At 36.7% G+C, this 16,967-nt stretch carries 14 protein-coding genes; 2 read left to right on the forward strand and 12 right to left on the reverse strand.

What is annotated here, in order from left to right; translation table 11 throughout:
• Positions 1-125: 125 nt before the first annotated feature.
• The 5 genes from GKP30_RS03880 to cyoE all read right to left on the reverse strand — a co-directional run bounded on the left by GKP30_RS03880 (position 126) and on the right by cyoE (position 5,039).
• A complete protein-coding gene (locus GKP30_RS03880) occupies positions 126-470 on the reverse strand; it encodes a cytochrome C oxidase subunit IV family protein (protein WP_216828099.1) in 345 nt (114 codons plus the stop codon).
• Positions 471-474: 4 nt separating this feature from the next.
• Complete coding sequence (locus GKP30_RS03885) at positions 475-1,095, reverse strand: cytochrome (ubi)quinol oxidase subunit III (protein ID WP_216828100.1); 621 nt, start codon at positions 1,093-1,095, stop codon at positions 475-477.
• 2 nt (positions 1,096-1,097) lie between these two features.
• Positions 1,098-2,969, reverse strand: coding sequence for a cytochrome c oxidase subunit I (gene ctaD / locus GKP30_RS03890; RefSeq protein WP_236034888.1), 1,872 nt, complete (start codon positions 2,967-2,969; stop codon positions 1,098-1,100).
• 32 nt (positions 2,970-3,001) lie between these two features.
• Entirely contained in the window at positions 3,002-4,018 is a 1,017-nt protein-coding gene (gene coxB / locus GKP30_RS03895) for a cytochrome c oxidase subunit II (RefSeq protein WP_216828101.1), read from the reverse strand.
• An 85-nt stretch (positions 4,019-4,103) separates the two neighbouring features.
• Positions 4,104-5,039 carry a heme o synthase gene (gene cyoE, locus GKP30_RS03900; RefSeq protein WP_216828102.1) on the reverse strand — a complete coding sequence of 312 codons (936 nt, stop codon included), beginning with the start codon at positions 5,037-5,039 and terminating at the stop codon, positions 4,104-4,106.
• Between the two features lie 257 nt (positions 5,040-5,296).
• Here cyoE and GKP30_RS03905 point away from each other — a divergent pair, with 257 nt between their 5' ends.
• The gene (locus GKP30_RS03905) at positions 5,297-6,193 is read left to right on the forward strand and encodes a COX15/CtaA family protein (protein WP_216828103.1); all 897 of its coding nucleotides are present in this window, start codon (positions 5,297-5,299) and stop codon (positions 6,191-6,193) included.
• Positions 6,194-6,262: 69 nt separating this feature from the next.
• Here GKP30_RS03905 and GKP30_RS03910 read toward each other — a convergent pair whose 3' ends face one another.
• The 5 genes from GKP30_RS03910 to glsA form a co-directional block, all read right to left on the reverse strand.
• Positions 6,263-7,456 carry a GNAT family N-acetyltransferase gene (locus GKP30_RS03910; protein WP_216828104.1) on the reverse strand — a complete coding sequence of 398 codons (1,194 nt, stop codon included), beginning with the start codon at positions 7,454-7,456 and terminating at the stop codon, positions 6,263-6,265.
• Positions 7,457-8,881 (reverse strand): cryptochrome/photolyase family protein, encoded by a 1,425-nt coding sequence (locus tag GKP30_RS03915; protein WP_328703114.1) that lies wholly within the window; start codon positions 8,879-8,881, stop codon positions 7,457-7,459.
• A 155-nt stretch (positions 8,882-9,036) separates the two neighbouring features.
• Positions 9,037-12,486 (reverse strand): pyruvate carboxylase, encoded by a 3,450-nt coding sequence (gene pyc / locus GKP30_RS03920; RefSeq protein ID WP_216828106.1) that lies wholly within the window; start codon positions 12,484-12,486, stop codon positions 9,037-9,039.
• A 371-nt stretch (positions 12,487-12,857) separates the two neighbouring features.
• Positions 12,858-13,136, reverse strand: a complete 279-nt coding sequence (locus GKP30_RS03925; protein ID WP_216828107.1) for a YlaN family protein — start codon at positions 13,134-13,136, stop codon at positions 12,858-12,860.
• 128 nt (positions 13,137-13,264) lie between these two features.
• The gene (gene glsA / locus GKP30_RS03930) at positions 13,265-14,194 is read right to left on the reverse strand and encodes a glutaminase A (protein WP_328703115.1); all 930 of its coding nucleotides are present in this window, start codon (positions 14,192-14,194) and stop codon (positions 13,265-13,267) included.
• An 83-nt stretch (positions 14,195-14,277) separates the two neighbouring features.
• Here glsA and GKP30_RS03935 point away from each other — a divergent pair, with 83 nt between their 5' ends.
• Positions 14,278-14,781, forward strand: coding sequence for a peptidyl-prolyl cis-trans isomerase (locus tag GKP30_RS03935; protein WP_216828109.1), 504 nt, complete (start codon positions 14,278-14,280; stop codon positions 14,779-14,781).
• Positions 14,782-14,824: 43 nt separating this feature from the next.
• Here the strand turns inward: GKP30_RS03935 and GKP30_RS03940 are convergent, their stop codons facing one another.
• Complete coding sequence (locus GKP30_RS03940; protein WP_216828110.1) at positions 14,825-16,153, reverse strand: PhoH family protein; 1,329 nt, start codon at positions 16,151-16,153, stop codon at positions 14,825-14,827.
• Positions 16,154-16,440: 287 nt separating this feature from the next.
• Entirely contained in the window at positions 16,441-16,896 is a 456-nt protein-coding gene (locus GKP30_RS03945) for a pyridoxamine 5'-phosphate oxidase family protein (RefSeq protein ID WP_216828111.1), read from the reverse strand.
• Between the last annotated feature and the right edge of the window lie 71 nt (positions 16,897-16,967).

The raw sequence follows: 16,967 nt of genomic DNA on the forward strand, positions 1-16,967 counted from the left end.
CCTTGCTTTTGGCTATGTACTTACCGCTACAAGGTTGTACTCGGGACTTTCACCCGTTAGAGTTCGCCCATGCTGGGTGAACAAAAAAAGCCGGCTGTTAAAATACAGCCGACTTTTGTTCTGAATTAATACTTCGTAATTCCTAGTAGAAGCATTAACGCAGCGATTGCTGGAATTGCAATAACAAATCCAGATGCCATAAACGAGCTAGCCCACCCATGGTCTTTATCCTTCAAATGCATGAAATATAACAGCTGAAGGAATAGCTGAATAACAGCTAGAATTAAGATGAAAGGGATGGCAAAAGTAGCAGGGATAATTTCAGTAGCTACTGCTACGAAAGCCAATAACGTTAAGAAGATCATTAACGCAAACGCGATAATTTGACGCTTCTGCTCGTCATTCGTCTTTCTTAATTCTTCTTCTGACATTGCACTTTTAGAAAAAGAAGTACTTAAGTTGTCTGCCATAAACTTAACCTCCTATTCCCATTAAATATACTACTGTAAAGATAAACACCCAAACTACGTCGATAAAGTGCCAGTAAAGGCTGGCAACGTAGAATTTCGGAGCATTTGTTAACGTAATACCAGAACGACGGTAACGAATTAACAAACAAACGATCCATGAAAGACCGAAGACAACGTGGGCACCATGCAAACCAACTAATGTATAGAAAGATGATGCGAAAGCACTTGTCGTATAACCTAAACCATAGTGAACTGAATACTCGTAGAACTCGTAAATCTCCATACCTAAGAACCCAAGTCCTAATAATACTGTAACCCATAACCAAGCAACCATTGCCTTGAAATTATTCTTTTTCATGGCATACATTGCTAGTACACTCGTTAAACTACTTGTTAAAAGTAGCATTGTCATAATGAATACTAATGGTAACTGGAAAATTTCTGCTGCAGTTGGACCATCAGCAACACCATTACGTAGACCGAGATACGTACCAAAGAAAGTTGCAAATAGTACAGTTTCTCCACCTAAGAAGAACCAAAAGCCTAAAAACTTATTTTTCCCTTCGAGTGTCGCCCTCTCTGGATGAGGAGGAAGCCCTTTAGAAGTATCTACCGCGTGTCCCATCGTTAGCTTACCTCCTTCTCTTTGATTTCTTCAACTGGAATGTAATATCCATGATCTTCTTTAACTGAACGAGCAATCATAGAACCAAATGTTACAACAGCACCTAGAGCGATAATAACAAATGGAGGCACGATTGGGTTTTCCATGTTCATCATAACAAAACCAAAACCTAAGATGAATAATCCAATTGACATAATGAACGGAATAATTGATCCATTTGGCATGTGAATTGGAGCAATTGGTTCAGCTGGCTTCATTTTTCCATCTCCATGAACTTTCTCATAGAAAAGTGGGTCTAATGAACGAACTTGTGGCGTTTGTGCAAAGTTATACTCTGGAACTGGAGTAGGAGTAGCCCACTCTAATGTACGAGCATCCCATGGATCTGCAACTGTTACACGCTCACCTTTATATGCTGAATAAATAACGTTGATTACTAGTACGATAACTGCAGCACTCATGAAGAATACCCCAATTGTACTAATATAGTTAAATGCATTTAAACCTTGACCATCTAGGTATGTGTACACACGACGAGGCATACCCATTAAACCTAAGAAGTGCTGAATGAAGAATGTTAAATGGAACCCGATTGCAAATAAGATATACATGAAGATCCCTAGCTTCTCATTAAGCTTATGACCAAACATTTTAGGGTACCAGTAGAATAACCCAGCGAATAATGCAAATACGATACCACCAACGATAATGTAGTGGAAGTGCGCTACTACAAAGTACGTATCATGGTATAGGTAGTCTACAGGTCCCATTGCAAGCATTACACCTGTAACCCCACCAAGTACGAATGTTGGAACGAAAGTTGAAGCGAATAACATTGATGTATTAAATGTTATTTTACCGCCCCACATTGTAAATAACCAGTTAAATACTTTAATACCAGTTGGTACTGCAATTGTCATCGTTGCTACTGCAAAAATTGCGTTAGCAATTGGTCCCATACCTACAGTAAACATGTGGTGAGCCCAAACCATGAAACCTAAGAATGCGATAACGATCGTCGCGAATACCATTGCTGTATAACCAAATAGACGCTTTCTTGAGAAAGCAGGAAGTACTTCAGAAATAATACCAAATGCAGGAAGTACTAGAATATAAACCTCTGGGTGTCCGAAAATCCAGAAAATATGTTGCCATAATACTGTATTACCACCCATACCAGGGATGAAGAACTGTGCACCAAAAATACGGTCTAACATTAGTAAAGCAAGACCTGCTGCTAATGGTGTGAAAGCAAATAAAATTAGCATTGATGAAATGAATGATGTCCATACGAATAACGGTAAACGCATCATTGTCATACCAGGTGCACGCATGTTAATGATCGTTACTAGGAAGTTAATACCCGATAATAATGTACCGATACCAGCAACCTGTAAACCTAATACGTAGAAGTCAAGTCCAAGACCAGCATAGTCACGTCCAGCAAGAGGAACGTATGCTGTCCAACCTGCATCTGGTCCACCACCAAAAAACCAACTCATGTTAGTTAATAGAGCACCAAAGAAGAAAATCCAGAAACCTAATGAGTTAACAAATGGGAACGCAACATCACGTGCTCCGATTTGTAATGGAATCATATAGTTCATAAAAGCAAACAGTAACGGCGTTGCCACAAAGAATAGCATGACCGTACCGTGCATTGTAAGTAATTCATTAAAAGTTTGACCCGTCATAAACGTATTTTCTGGGTACATTAACTGGATCCGCATTAATAATGCCATTAGTCCAGCTTGAACGAAGTAAAGCGTACCAGCTACTAAGTAGAGGATGGCTATTTTCTTATGGTCAACAGTAGTTAACCAATCCCAAATTACACTTTTTGACTTTGTATTAGCCAATGCAGTTGTAGCCAATGGGGATTCCCTCCTTTATTCAAATTTATATATTATTCGTTAACTTTTAAAGATTTTAAGAATGCGATTAATGCTGTCATATCTTCATCGCTTAGATCAGGATATGCTGGCATGTTATTACCTTGTTTTAACGACTCAGGATCACGGATCCAAGCTTCTAAATGCTCGTCAGTATACTCAAGGTAACCTGCAATAACTGTACGCTCACCAAAGTTAGTAAGTGTTGGTCCTAGGTCAGAACCTGCACCGCTAATCGCGTGACAGCCAATACAACCTTGGTTTTCAAATACTTCATAACCTTGACGTGCTAAAACTTCAGAATTATCTTCTGCTTTTGCTTGCATACCTGCAACCCATGCATCGTAATCTGGACGATCTAAAGCAATTACTTTAAAGTCCATAAGAGCATGCTCTGGTCCACAAAGCTCTGTACATTTACCTTTATAAATTCCTGGCTCAGATGCTTCTAACCAAAGATGGTTCGTAATACCAGGAACATTATCTACTTTACCTCCAAGTGCCGGTACCCAGAAAGAGTGTTGTACATCACTTGCATGTAATTCAAAGATAACCTTTTCATTAGTAGGGATGTATACATCTTGACCTGCTGTAAAGCCTTCATCCTCATAATCAAATTGCCACCAGAACTGATGACCTGTTACTTTGATATGAACAGTGTGATCTCCCTCTGGCTCAGTATCGGCCATCATGAAAGAACCTGTGATTGTTGGTACAGCTAAAATTGCTAATAAAAGAATAGGAATAGCTGTCCAAATAATTTCTAGCGTTGTACTCCCGTGAACTTGTTTAGGGTACGCATCATCGCCAGGTTTTCTTCTAAACTTAATTAGAATAATAAAGAATACTGCAAAAACAAATGCTGCCACGAAAATCATGACAAATAATGACAATAACATTTTGTCATAAATCCACTGTGCTTGCGGTCCTTTCGGATCAAGCGCAGTAAGGTTTGCCTCACCACACCCTGTCATAAAAAAGACAAGAAGTGAAAGAGGAAGCAAACGCAATGCATTTTTCCAATTTCTCATCTGACAATCAATCCTCACTTTCGCTTTGTAGTGAATACTACGTTTTTTTTATTTTACAGTCACTATTCCCCTCATAGTTTTCTCTCTATATGTGGACAATGACCATAAGAACAAACAAGATTGTAAGATAATTAAGGGAATAAACGAACATTAATCGTGCCCATTTAATATCATCCTTCATCTTAAAACCTGCTATCCCCAAGATTAACCAACCTACACCAAGTGCAGTAGCTACTATTGTATATACGAGGCCAAATGGTGCTAACATTAATGATACTGGGATCAATATAGCTACATAGAGAACCATTTGACGTTTCGTCATCTCAAAACCCGCAACAACAGGTAACATCGGGATACCCGCAGCGCGATATTCCTCACATCTCTTCATAGCTAACGCTAGGAAATGTGGAGGTTGCCAAAAGAACATGATAAAGAATAACAGCCAAGCATACGTATGAAGTCCTGGGTCAAGTGCAGCCCACCCTATTAATGGAGGTACAGCTCCAGAAATACTCCCAATCACTGTATTTAACGAGTGCGTACGTTTTGACCACATTGTATACAATACTACATATACGAATAAACCAATAATTCCAATGACAGCTGCAACGGAGTTGGCAAATGCTAGTAACAAAATACCTAAACCTGACTGGATAAGACCTACCCAGAGGATATGATTTGCTTGAAACCTCCCGTTAACAGATGGTCTATCTTTTGTACGCTTCATAATAGGATCAATATCTCTATCAATAAAATTATTTAAAGTACATCCACCAGCCATAACCAAAGCTGCACCTAAGAGTGCAAAAATGACAATATGGAGGTTATCTGCCAAGCTAATACCCGAATACTTTGCTGCTAGAAATAGACCAGCAAATGTAGTGATAAGGTTTGAAGTAACGATCCCTATTTTGCCAAGTGTTAGATAATCCTTCCAAGACTTTTGCTGGTCGGTAACTATTATACTTGACTCATCAGGAATTACATTTGTAGCTTCTATCACTGTGTTGGTCTTATTCATCTCCCTTTCACCCCCTTTTTCGAGAACGGCTAACATCAACAGACTAAATTAATATTCTATCGAGTCATATCCACATTATATCTTAAAATCTACTTTGTTTCATCAAAATCAAAAGTTTCACACTATCTTCACATTTTTATGTGTACATAAAATGTTCATCCAATAGAAATTGACTAAGCCGTTCTTTTTTTTTAAGATCAATAATAGCCTCATATATTTTAATACATCTAACTCAAATTGAAAAGAAGGTGAATGAATTGCATAGGTATTTAAAAATATTTGGCGTTATCACATCCATAGGGATGTTAATTGTTCTACTACAAGGTGCACTAGTTACTAAGACTGGCTCTGGCGAAGGTTGTGGAGCAACATGGCCATTATGTTTTGGAGAAGTCATTCCTACCTCTCCACAAATAGAAACTATTATTGAATATAGTCACCGAATAGTTTCTGCGTTAATGGGACTATTAATAATTATCTTTGCAATATGGGCTTGGCGAAAACTTTCTCACATGCGCGAAGCGAAATTTTTGGCACTTATGGCAGTATTTTTTATCCTTTTCCAAGGTTTACTAGGAGCTGGTGCTGTTGTCTTTGGTCAATCTAAAGCGATACTTGCGTTACATTTTGGAATTTCAGCAATATCGTTAGCAACAGTTGTATTATTAACTGTTCTAGCATTTGAAGACGGTAGATCAAAGGTACCTGTACCTAATGTGTCAAAAAGTTTTAGGAATTATGTATTTTTTGCCATCATCTATTGTTATTTGGTTATTTATACAGGTGCTTATGTAAAACATACTCAAGCAACTTTAGCATGTTCAGGCTTCCCGCTCTGTAATGGACAAGTTTTCCCTGGGTTTGCTGGCCCTATCGGATCGCATTATTTCCATCGAATTGTTGGGATCGCGCTGTTCTTTGTAATATTAGGAATGTTTGTTTGGGCAATACGAAACTACCGCCACGAACCTACAATCATTTGGGGTACTGGTCTATCATTACTTTTTGTAACAGCGCAATTAATAAGTGGTGTTGCAATTGTGTTTACTGCAGCTTCTTTATTCACTGCAATGCTACATGCTTTAATTATTTCCTTATTGTTTACGACATTATGTTATCTAACAATGATTATTACACGAAAAAAATATTCTTAGAAATTATTCTCCACAATAGTAAAGACGGGAATGAAAAGCCATTCTCGTCTTTTATTTTTTTCATACACCTTAGAAAAAGTCAATAAATCCAGTTGCATTCTTAACAGTTAGTTGCTTTAATAAATCTATTTCTTCTATCCGTCCTTTAATTCGCTGCATTTGAAATAAGTGGCTAGGACATTGGTAATTTAATAACACTGCTGTAAGGTCATTAATATTACAAAAAATTCCTCGTTTCGGTTCTTGCTGGCAAGTACCTTTTTCTTTTGGCTCATGTTTTATAACTTTTATTTCTGACTCGTTAATAGTAATTTGATAGGTTGCACTGTTCCAAACAGCAAAATTATCGACAACATGCAAAAACAATACACTTTTTGATCTTTTATTAAAAGGGTAATTTTGTAAAAACTTTTCTACATCTACTATTCTTGCCATGAAGTAAGGAACAACCTCTTTTTGTATTTTAGGGTCTGGTAACCAATATGGGTATGGCTCACTTAAAGGTAATTGCAAAATAATATACTCATCTGCCATTGAATCGTGATTAGCAATAAAATTCCATAACCCTATTCTACTTTCTTCATCGAGAGTGACTAGTTCTTTGATTGTCATTTTTCTCTCTTTCACTTCGTAAATAATATAGCCTCTTGGTGTTCCATTAGGGTTTATATAAACAGCCATTCTGCCTTTTTTACGGTAGAAGACCCAATCTTTCCACCAATTATCATTTCGTATGAGCATCCCTGTATAAGACTTGGAATAGTTATCATAAATTTCTTTTAAAACTTCAATAGATGTACCATCAATCTTCTTCACAATACCACTAACATTATTAAATTTAGGTAATTGATCTCTAGTCATTGTTAGTTTTTGATAGTCAACAAAAAGTTCCCATCCATACTTCCGATAAAAAGGTATTGAAAAAGGGAATAAACAGGATATACTTTGCCCATTCTCTTTCATTTCTTTTAGTGCTTGTTGTAATAAGTTTTTCACCAAACCACTACGTCTATATTCTGGATAGGTTGCTACACCAGAAACACCGCCCATTTCAAACGAGACCCCCTCAATTTGTATTTGTAATGGAAGGGTTGTCATTTTTGCTAGTAACTCTCCATCAGAATAATAACCTATTGAATCTTCTGGACGTGTAATGGTTCGACGATGTTCTCGTTCCTCTTCTGAAAGTGTATATTGAAAAGCAAATTGAGATAAATCAAAACTTTCATCTATATCGTTTTTAGTCAGTTTCCTTACTTCCATTTATTGCCCTCCTTTAAAAAATGCGATCGCCTTTTGCCTTTGTACCTGATGATCTATAGTTGGTGCAGGATAATCTTTTCCCACTACAAAGCTATCCATAAACTTTGATTTTTCTGTTACCTTCCATGGTTGGTGAATGTATTTCTTAGGAAGGTGATTAAGTTCTGGTATGTATTTTTTTATATATTCTCCTAAAGGATCAAATCGCTCGGATTGAAGGGTTGGGTTAAACACCCGAAAATAAGGTACTGCATCGGAACCTACAGAAGCTGCCCACTGCCAACCACCTATGTTTGAAGCTTCTTCATAATCGATCAGCATTTTTTCAAAGTATTGCTCACCCATTCTCCAATCTATTAAGTAATCTTTCGTTAAAAAGGAAGCGGTAATCATTCTAAGACGGTTGTGCATCCACCCCTCGTTTTTCAACTGTCTCATTCCAGCATCAACTATTGGAAAGCCGGTAATCCCCTCTTTCCACCTTTCAAATCGTTCTGGATCAGTTTCCCAATCAAGGTCATGGTACTCTTCACGAAATGCTTTTAGTTTACTGTCTGGATAAAAATGATAGAGCATATTGTAAAATTCCCGCCAAGCTAATTCCTTTATGTAGGTATGTGCACCTTCTCCTACATCTAATTGGCAATCAAGTATTTTTTTATAGACGGTCCGTATAGATATAACACCCGTTTTTAAAAAAGGAGATAACTGACTTGTGCCATACTCTGATGGTATGTCTCTTTTAATATGATATGTATATATATTTGAGGTAAATTGTTCTAAACGATTTAATGCTTCACTTTCACCAAGCTTCCCCCAATTACGGTTTATTTTATTAATTATATTGATGAAATAATCTTCACCGTATAAATCAATTTTATCTGTATGATAGTTAAAGTTTTTTAACTCAAAGATATCAATTGTTAGCGGTAATGGTTTTTCTTGTTTAAACCACGTCCGAAAATAAGGGGTGTACACTTTATAAGGTTGACCATCAGCTTTAACACCTTGTGCGGCAGACGTTAAGTGGGTATCAAGAAATGAAGAGATTGAAATCCCTCGTTTTTCAAGTTCTTCATTCACTAGGTCATCTCTAGCTTTTCCTTTTCCAACTTCATCTTTATTATAGTAGATTGCTTTTATTGTAGGTATTGCTTGGACTATTTTATTAATAAACTCTGTAATAGGACCATAGATAACATGTAACGTAATTCCTAGGTTTTCACAATATTGCTTGAACTGATAAACGGTTTGATAAAAATACTGATGGTGAGGGGTAAGATCTTTTGTAAATTGAGGGTCTAAATGAAATATTGCGACCCATTTTCCATTTGATTCTTTTATTCGTTCTAGACAGTGAAAAAGTGCAGTTTGATCATTTAACCTAAAGTCTCTTCGAAACCAAACACCTATTATTTCTGACACGTTCATTCACCTCAAGACCATCCTAAAATAAGTTTGATAAAAGGCAGAAGGCTGACTTAAATATTTACACCCTATCGCTAATTGACGAATTTTATTGTCTCATCAATTACAGAGGGTGCCAACATTTATTGAGTCAGCCTTCTTACGTCTATTTATTATTTAGATAACTCAATCAGTAAGTCACCTGTTTGAATTGCTTCACCATTCTTAACGTATAGATCAAGAATTTCTCCATCAAATGGTGCTTGGACCGTCGTTTCCATCTTCATCGCTTCAGTAATCATCAGGTGATCACCTTTTTTGACTTTATCGCCTTTAGTCACTAACGTTTTAACAACTGTACCTGGCATTGAAGCCCCAATTTGATTTGGGTTGCCTTTTTCAACTTTTGGACGAACTACTACAGATGTTTTTACACTTTGGTCTTTAATCATAACTTCACGAGGTTGACCATTTAGTTCGAAGTATACGATTCTTGTTCCGTCGTCTTGTGGTTTTGAAATTGAAACGAGTTTGACTATTAATGTTTTACCTTGTTCAATTTCTACTTCAATTTCTTCCCCTAATCGTAAGCCGTAGAAGAATGTTGGTGTATCTAATACGGATACATCTCCAAACTGTTGGCTAAATCGCTCGTATTCCATAAAGACTTTAGGATATAACGCATATGAGATTACGTCAAAATCAGTAACTTGACGACCAATTTCATTAAATAATGTTTCTTTTAATTTCGGAAAGTCTACTGGTTCCATTAGCTCCCCAGGTCGACAAGTAATCGCTTCTCTTCCCTTTAAGATTATATCTTGAAGTTTCTTCGGGAAGCCTTGGTATGGTTGCCCTAAGTTACCTTGGAAGAACTCCACGACTGAATCAGGGAAATCTAATGAAGCACCTCGTTCGTAAACGTCTTCTTCCGTTAAGTTATTTTGAACCATATAAAGTGCCATATCGCCAACTACTTTAGATGATGGCGTAACTTTTACTACGTCTCCGAACATATCATTTACAGTTCGGTACATTTTCTTAACTTCATCCCAACGATTTTTCAAGCCGACAGCTTTTGCTTGTTGTTGCAGATTACTATATTGACCACCCGGCATTTCATGCTCATATACTTCTGTATGTGGTGCATTCATGCCACTTTCAAAACCACTGTAGTATTTTCTAGAACCTTCCCAGAATTCACTTAATTTTTCTAGAGACTCGATATTTACATTCGGTTGCCTATCTGACCCTGATAGTGCATAATATAAGCTATTTGCACTCGGCTGTGACGTTAACCCAGCCATAGAACCAATCGCAACATCAACAATATCTACTCCTGCTTCAATTGCACGTGAATACGTAAATAATCCGTTACCACTTGTATCATGTGTATGAAGGTGAATTGGGATATCAACTGTATCTTTCAATGTAGAAACTAATTGATACGCCGATTCAGGCTTTAATAAACCAGCCATATCTTTAATACCTAATATGTGAGCTCCTGATTGTTCTAATTCTTTCGCTAGGTTTGTATAGTAAGCTAAATCATACTTTGTTCTTGACGGGTCTAGAATATCACCTGTGTAACACATAGTTGCTTCCGCAATTTTCCCTGTGTCTCTTACAGCATCAATCGCAAGTCTCATACCTTCTACCCAGTTCAAACTATCAAATATTCGGAAAACGTCAATACCTGCATTTGCAGACTTATCTACGAATTCACGAATTAAATTATCAGGGTAATTTGTGTATCCGACCGCATTAGAAGCACGAAGAAGCATTTGGAATAATACATTTGGCATTTGCTTTCTTAATGTAAATAAACGATCCCATGGGTCTTCATGTAAGAAACGCATAGCAACATCGTAGGTTGCTCCGCCCCACATTTCAGCAGAGAACAAATTTGGAACTAACCTTGCAGTAGGTTCTGCAATTTTCTTTAAATCATGGGTACGAACTCGAGTTGCAAGAAGTGACTGATGTGCATCTCGGAATGTTGTATCGGTTAAAAGAACTTCCTTTTGTTCTTTAACCCACTTAGCAAGACCTTCAGCTCCATGCTCGTCTAAAATTTGTTTTGTACCAGAAGGCATAGGATCTGTGTATTTTACAGAAGGAACAATAGGTTTATCAAACACTGGTTTCTTTACTTTTTCCAGTCCAGGATAACCATTAACTATCGTCTCTCCAATAAATGTTAGCATTTTCGTTCCACGGTCTTTTCTTATTGGGAATACAAATAATTCAGGTGTTGTATCAATGAATGAAGTGTTATATTCACCTGAAATAAAATTCTCATGTTGAACTACATTTTCTAAGAATGGAATATTTGTAATAATCCCACGAATACGGAACTCTCTTAAGTTTCTTAACATCTTCGCCGCAGCTTGTTCAAATGTAAGTGCCCAAGTTGAAACTTTTACTAATAAAGAATCATAATATGGTGTTATGACAGCACCTTGGAAACCGTTTCCTGCATCTAAACGAACACCAAATCCGCCACCAGAACGATAGGCATTAATACGACCTGTATCTGGCATAAAGTTATTGCTCGGATCTTCTGTTGTAACACGAGACTGGATCGCATAACCATTACAAGTAATTTTATCTTGTGTTGGAATAACTAATTTTGGTCCATGTAATTGTTCACCGTCAGCAATCAAAATCTGTGATTGAACAATATCAATTCCAGTTACCATTTCTGTTATTGTATGTTCTACTTGAACTCGAGGGTTTACCTCAATAAAGAAAAATTCTCCATTTTCACTAACAAGAAACTCCACTGTTCCTGCATTAACATAATTTACATTTTTCGTTAACTGAACAGCAGCTTCACAAATCTCTTCACGTAATTGTTGATTTATTGAGACACTTGGTGCTACCTCTACTACTTTTTGGTGGCGACGTTGCACAGAGCAATCACGCTCATAAAGGTGTACGATATTACCATGTGTATCAGCAAGAATTTGTACTTCAATATGTTTTGGATTTTCAACAAACTTTTCTACGTAAACTTGGTCATTACCAAAGGCGGATTTTGCTTCAGACTTTGCACGATCATATGCTTCTTTTAATTCAGCTTCAGTACGGACGATACGCATGCCACGACCGCCACCACCTAAGGCTGCCTTAATAATAAATGGGTAGCCATGCTGTTTAGCAAAATCTATGACTTCCTCCAAACTTTCAACAGGCCCATCACTACCAGGAATTACAGGAATATTAGCTAAAATAGCTTGCTGGCGTGCTTGGACTTTGTCACCAAACATCATAAGATGCTCTTCTTTTGGACCAATAAAAATAATGCCTTCTTCAGCGCATCGTTTAGCGAACTCAATATTCTCAGAAAGGAATCCATAGCCTGGATGAATCGCATCAACGCCATTACGCTTTGCAATCTCAATTATTCCTTCAATATCAAGGTAGGCATCAATTGGTTTTTTTCCTTCTCCCACGAGGTAGGCTTCATCTGCTTTATAACGATGATAAGAACCTGTATCCTCTTTTGAGTAAATAGCAACCGTACGAATATGTAGTTCAGTACAAGCTCGGAAAATTCGGATGGCAATCTCACCACGGTTTGCTACTAATACCTTCTTAATGTTTCTTAAACTGTTCATATAGACCCCCTTGTAAAATGAAAGAATATTCAATTTTATTTTTACTATTTTAAAAAGGTTTTCAGTATAAAGCAAGAAAAAAGTTAAGTTTCACAACTTCTTCAAACGTCTGATAACCTGATGAAATTATTTATTTTAGTATATATCTTGTATTCATATCTTTCAAACAATTTTTATTATTGTATCATACTTATGAGCTTTAGTTATCACTGCTAATTAAACCTTTTATCGGAAAAAATCACCGTATAATACTAACAAAAAGAAGGCTGACTCATCGTTAAGCGCCTCTAGTGAAAATAAAGCTACACATTTCTTAGCCATTATTTCACAATTGAGGTACCTGACATTTCACGTTTGAGCCAGCCTCTCTATTATTTCTCATTTGTTGTGGCTTCATGCAGTGCAGCAAGTCGCCGTTCTAAATCAGATAAGATTTGCTTCCCTGTTTCTTCGTCAATTAATTCTAAACGAGTCGCAAAGTCAATTTCTCTTGAAAGTCCAAACATTTGTGTATCTAAAACTTCCTCATATAGAGGACATTGAGGCATTGTTAAATTCTCCATTTGTACTTCTATAAGTTTCTGGATTTTTTCTGCATCCGATTTAAGAAGGGCATATGCTTTCTCGCTATGTCCTGTCATCGTCTCCATAGAACGTGATCCCTCCTTTAAACTGAAAACTCTTAAGATCAATATTACTATTTAACACTAATAGTATATTCTATAGAAAAAAAATGCAATGTTTTTAATATCTGAAAAGATAGGAATCTAATTTGAGCTTAAAAGATACTTAAATTGTATCGTTTGGCAAGTAACTCTAACAACCTTAAGCCACCGATACTATTCCCCTTCTCATCAAGTGCAGGACCATAAATACCAACTCCAACTCCATGTGGGACAGAACCAAGAATACCACCTGAAACACCGCTCTTGGCTGGGATGCCAACTTTTATAGCAAACTCTCCTGAAGCATTGTACATTCCACATGTAACCATGAACGTCTTCACTATTCTCGCTATTTCTAGTGGAATAATGTTTTGATCAGAGTCTGGGTCTCTCCCTTCATTGCCGATGACGTAACCTAGTTTGGCTAAATCATTACAATTCATTTCAATCGCACAGTGCTTCGTATAAAGATCTATTAAATCTTCAATATTAGACTTGATAATCCCATGTTGTCTCATGAAATAGCAGAGTGCTCGGTTTAAGTCAGCAGTCTCGAATTCAGATTGGGCAACCACTGGGTTATATGTTATATTCTCATTACCTGTGAGTTTACGTATGAAATTAAGCAACCTTTCTAGTTTATCCTCTTGTGTATTGCCGACTAACATATCTGTAACTGCTAATGCACCTGCATTTATCATTGGATTAAGAGGTTTAGATGGTACACTCGTTTCCAATTTGGAAATAGAGTTAAATGGATCACCTGTTGGTTCCATACCTACTCTTTGAAAAACATATTCTGGCCCGCGGTCCATTAGTGCTAAAGCTAGTGTTAAAACCTTAGAAATACTTTGTAATGTAAATAATTCATCTATGTTTCCTGCATACATACATTCCTGTTCACCTGTATAAATTGCGATAGCTAATGTTGATGGATCAGCTTCACCTAAAGCAGGGATATAATCTGCCACCTTCCCTTTTTCAGTTAACCTTTTTGCTTCTTCTACCATTTCTACTAGATCTTCTTTTTTATAGCAACTCACAATTTCCACTCCTATCATTCAATGTGACAAATTCGACCTGTCCCTTTATACTTAGGATAGTCAAAAGCACAAGGAGGATACATATGGAATTTGTGATATTTATAAACGGGAAAGTTTCTCATCCTTTAACAATTGACCCTTCAGTCTGGATCTTTGATGAAAGAAAGGTTGATCTAAATACATATTTTGATTTACCAAGGGATGAGGAAGATGAATTAACTAAATATACGAAAGCTATCTCTAAGCAATGGGATAAAGAAATTACAGAAGGCTCTGAACCTCCAAAACCAACAAACGGGAATGTTATCAAGTATAAACGGCAAGAGCTTGAGAACGGAACCTTCGGCATGCATCTTCTTCCTTTTATTAAGAACGCTCAACCAGAAGAAGGTGTTTCAGAAATGATTGTAGAAACACACGATGGAAAAAAAGAGATTTTTTCACTTGAAATGGCCAAACAGTTTATTTTACAATTTTCACATATTGGTAAACCACTAAGAGAAGATGGGCCAATTTACATCTTATTTGGTGACGGTTCAAATCGTACGAATCCTATAAAGAACGTTAAACAATTTACGATAAAATAAGGCTGACAACTGTCAGCCTTATTCTTAACCGATATTAATCTCATTAGAGTAAGTCAGCTGCAAGCTGTGCTAATCCAGAACGTTCACCTTTTTGCAGTTTTACATGCCCGCTAATTGTTTGATCCTTGAACTTTTCAACGACATACGTTAAACCGTTATTATATTCGTCTAAATAAGGATGGTCGATTTGTTTCGGGTCGCCCATTAGAACAATTTTACTTCTTTCACCCACACGAGTTAGAATAGTTTTCACCTCGTGCTTGGTTAGATTTTGTGCCTCATCGATAATTATAAATTGATCAGGGATGCTTCGGCCCCTTATATAAGTTAATGCTTCAACTTGAATGGAGCCCATTCCCGCTAATATTTGATCCAATTCGCCCGGCTTCTTAGTATTAAAAAGATATTCTAAATTATCATATATTGGTTGCATCCAAGGTCTTAGCTTCTCTTCTTTTTCTCCTGGTAAATATCCAATATCTTTACCTACAGGAATTACTGGTCTTGCTACTAATAGCTTTTTATACAGGCCTAGATCCTCTGTTTGTAGTAGGCCAGCGGCTAAAGAAAGTAACGTTTTCCCTGTTCCAGCTTTCCCAATTAATGTTATAAGGGGGATGTCTTGTCTAAGAAGGAGCTCAAGAGCCATTTTTTGTTGCACATTTCTTGCTTTTATACCCCATACTTGATCAGGGTCAACTTGAAATGGTTTTACTTTTTTTCCATCTGGTTCAACTTTTCCTATAGCTGAACTGGAACCTCCGAGCGCATCTTTCATAATAATAAATTGGTGAGGATAAAAGGGGTGCTTGGCTAGTTCAGATATGGCAATCTCATTATCAACAAAGAATTGGTTAACAACTTCTTTATCAACGTAGACTTCAACATAACCAGGATATACATCGTTAAACTGTATAACACGGTCACTCAAATAATCTTCAGCAGGTATCTTTAATGCATCTGCTTTTACACGCACTAATGCATCTTTACTTACAAGAACAACTTCTCTTCCGTACTCTTTCTCCTGTTCCTCAAGCATTAAATTAAGTGCAACAGCGATAATTCGATTATCATTTGTCATTTCAGCAAATAAATCTTTTAATTTTTGAAAAGAGCGGTGATTAAGCTCTACTCTAACAGTACCACCTGTTTCAATAGCGACTCCTTCATGCAATTTTCCTTTCCCTCTTAGGCTGTCCATCATTTTAGAGAATTGCCTAGCATTACGCCCAATTTCATCCATGTAACGCTTTTTTGAGTCTACTTCCTCTAGTACGACTGCTGGAATGACCACTTCATTGTCTTCAAAAGCATAAATCGCATGAGGATCTTGTAGTAATACATTCGTATCCAAGACGTAAACTTTATTCAATATTTGCGCCTCCTGACTAAAGTTCATTTGTCAACATTTCTTATAATCATTCTATGCACATATGAATGAATTCGTTATCTAAGCAAACTTGGCTTATAGTATAGATGTATGATAAATGGGCTAAAGATAGAAGAAAATTCAGTCAATCACACAGAATTTTCTTAGACATGTTTTTTCGCTATTGAGAATAGGGCTCCACTAATAAGAATTCTTTCCTTTTAATTCAATCCCCTTTATTTTCTTAATTCCTTAATAAAACCTTTACAAAAAAAAAGCCTAGTCAGAGACTAAGCTTTTTTCATCGAATCCATAACTTGGCTATCTAATTTTGCAGCAGCATTTGCATCATATGTTTTTTCATACTTAGGTTCAACAGCAATACGTGACCCATAGAACATTACATCGCGAACTTCTTTAATATTGATTTCAACTAGTGCCAGTTTAAGTGGTACATCATCCATTTTTTCTTTAATAACGGTTGCATCTCCTACAATTGAATATGTAGAACCATTACCAATTAAATTTAATGTTACACCACTATGATTGTTAATGTTCTCAATAATTCTTGAACGATTATCAACTGCGAAACGAACTTTTTCTTGAGAAGGTGCAAATACCCATGAAATCGCATTAACATTAGGCGTTCCAGTTTCATGATCAACTGTAGCTATAGTAACAAATCGCTCAGATTGTAGCAATGGTAATAATTCTTCCGTTAGTTTCGGTTCCACTTGGTTTCCCATTTATATCCCTCCACGTTTTATAATTACATCTATACTATACCTATTTTTAATCTTCGTTAAAACATATATGC

Origin of the sequence: Alkalihalobacterium elongatum (assembly GCF_019024285.1) — a bacterium.
Taxonomy (GTDB): Bacteria; Bacillota; Bacilli; order Bacillales; family Bacillaceae_F; genus Alkalihalobacterium; species Alkalihalobacterium elongatum.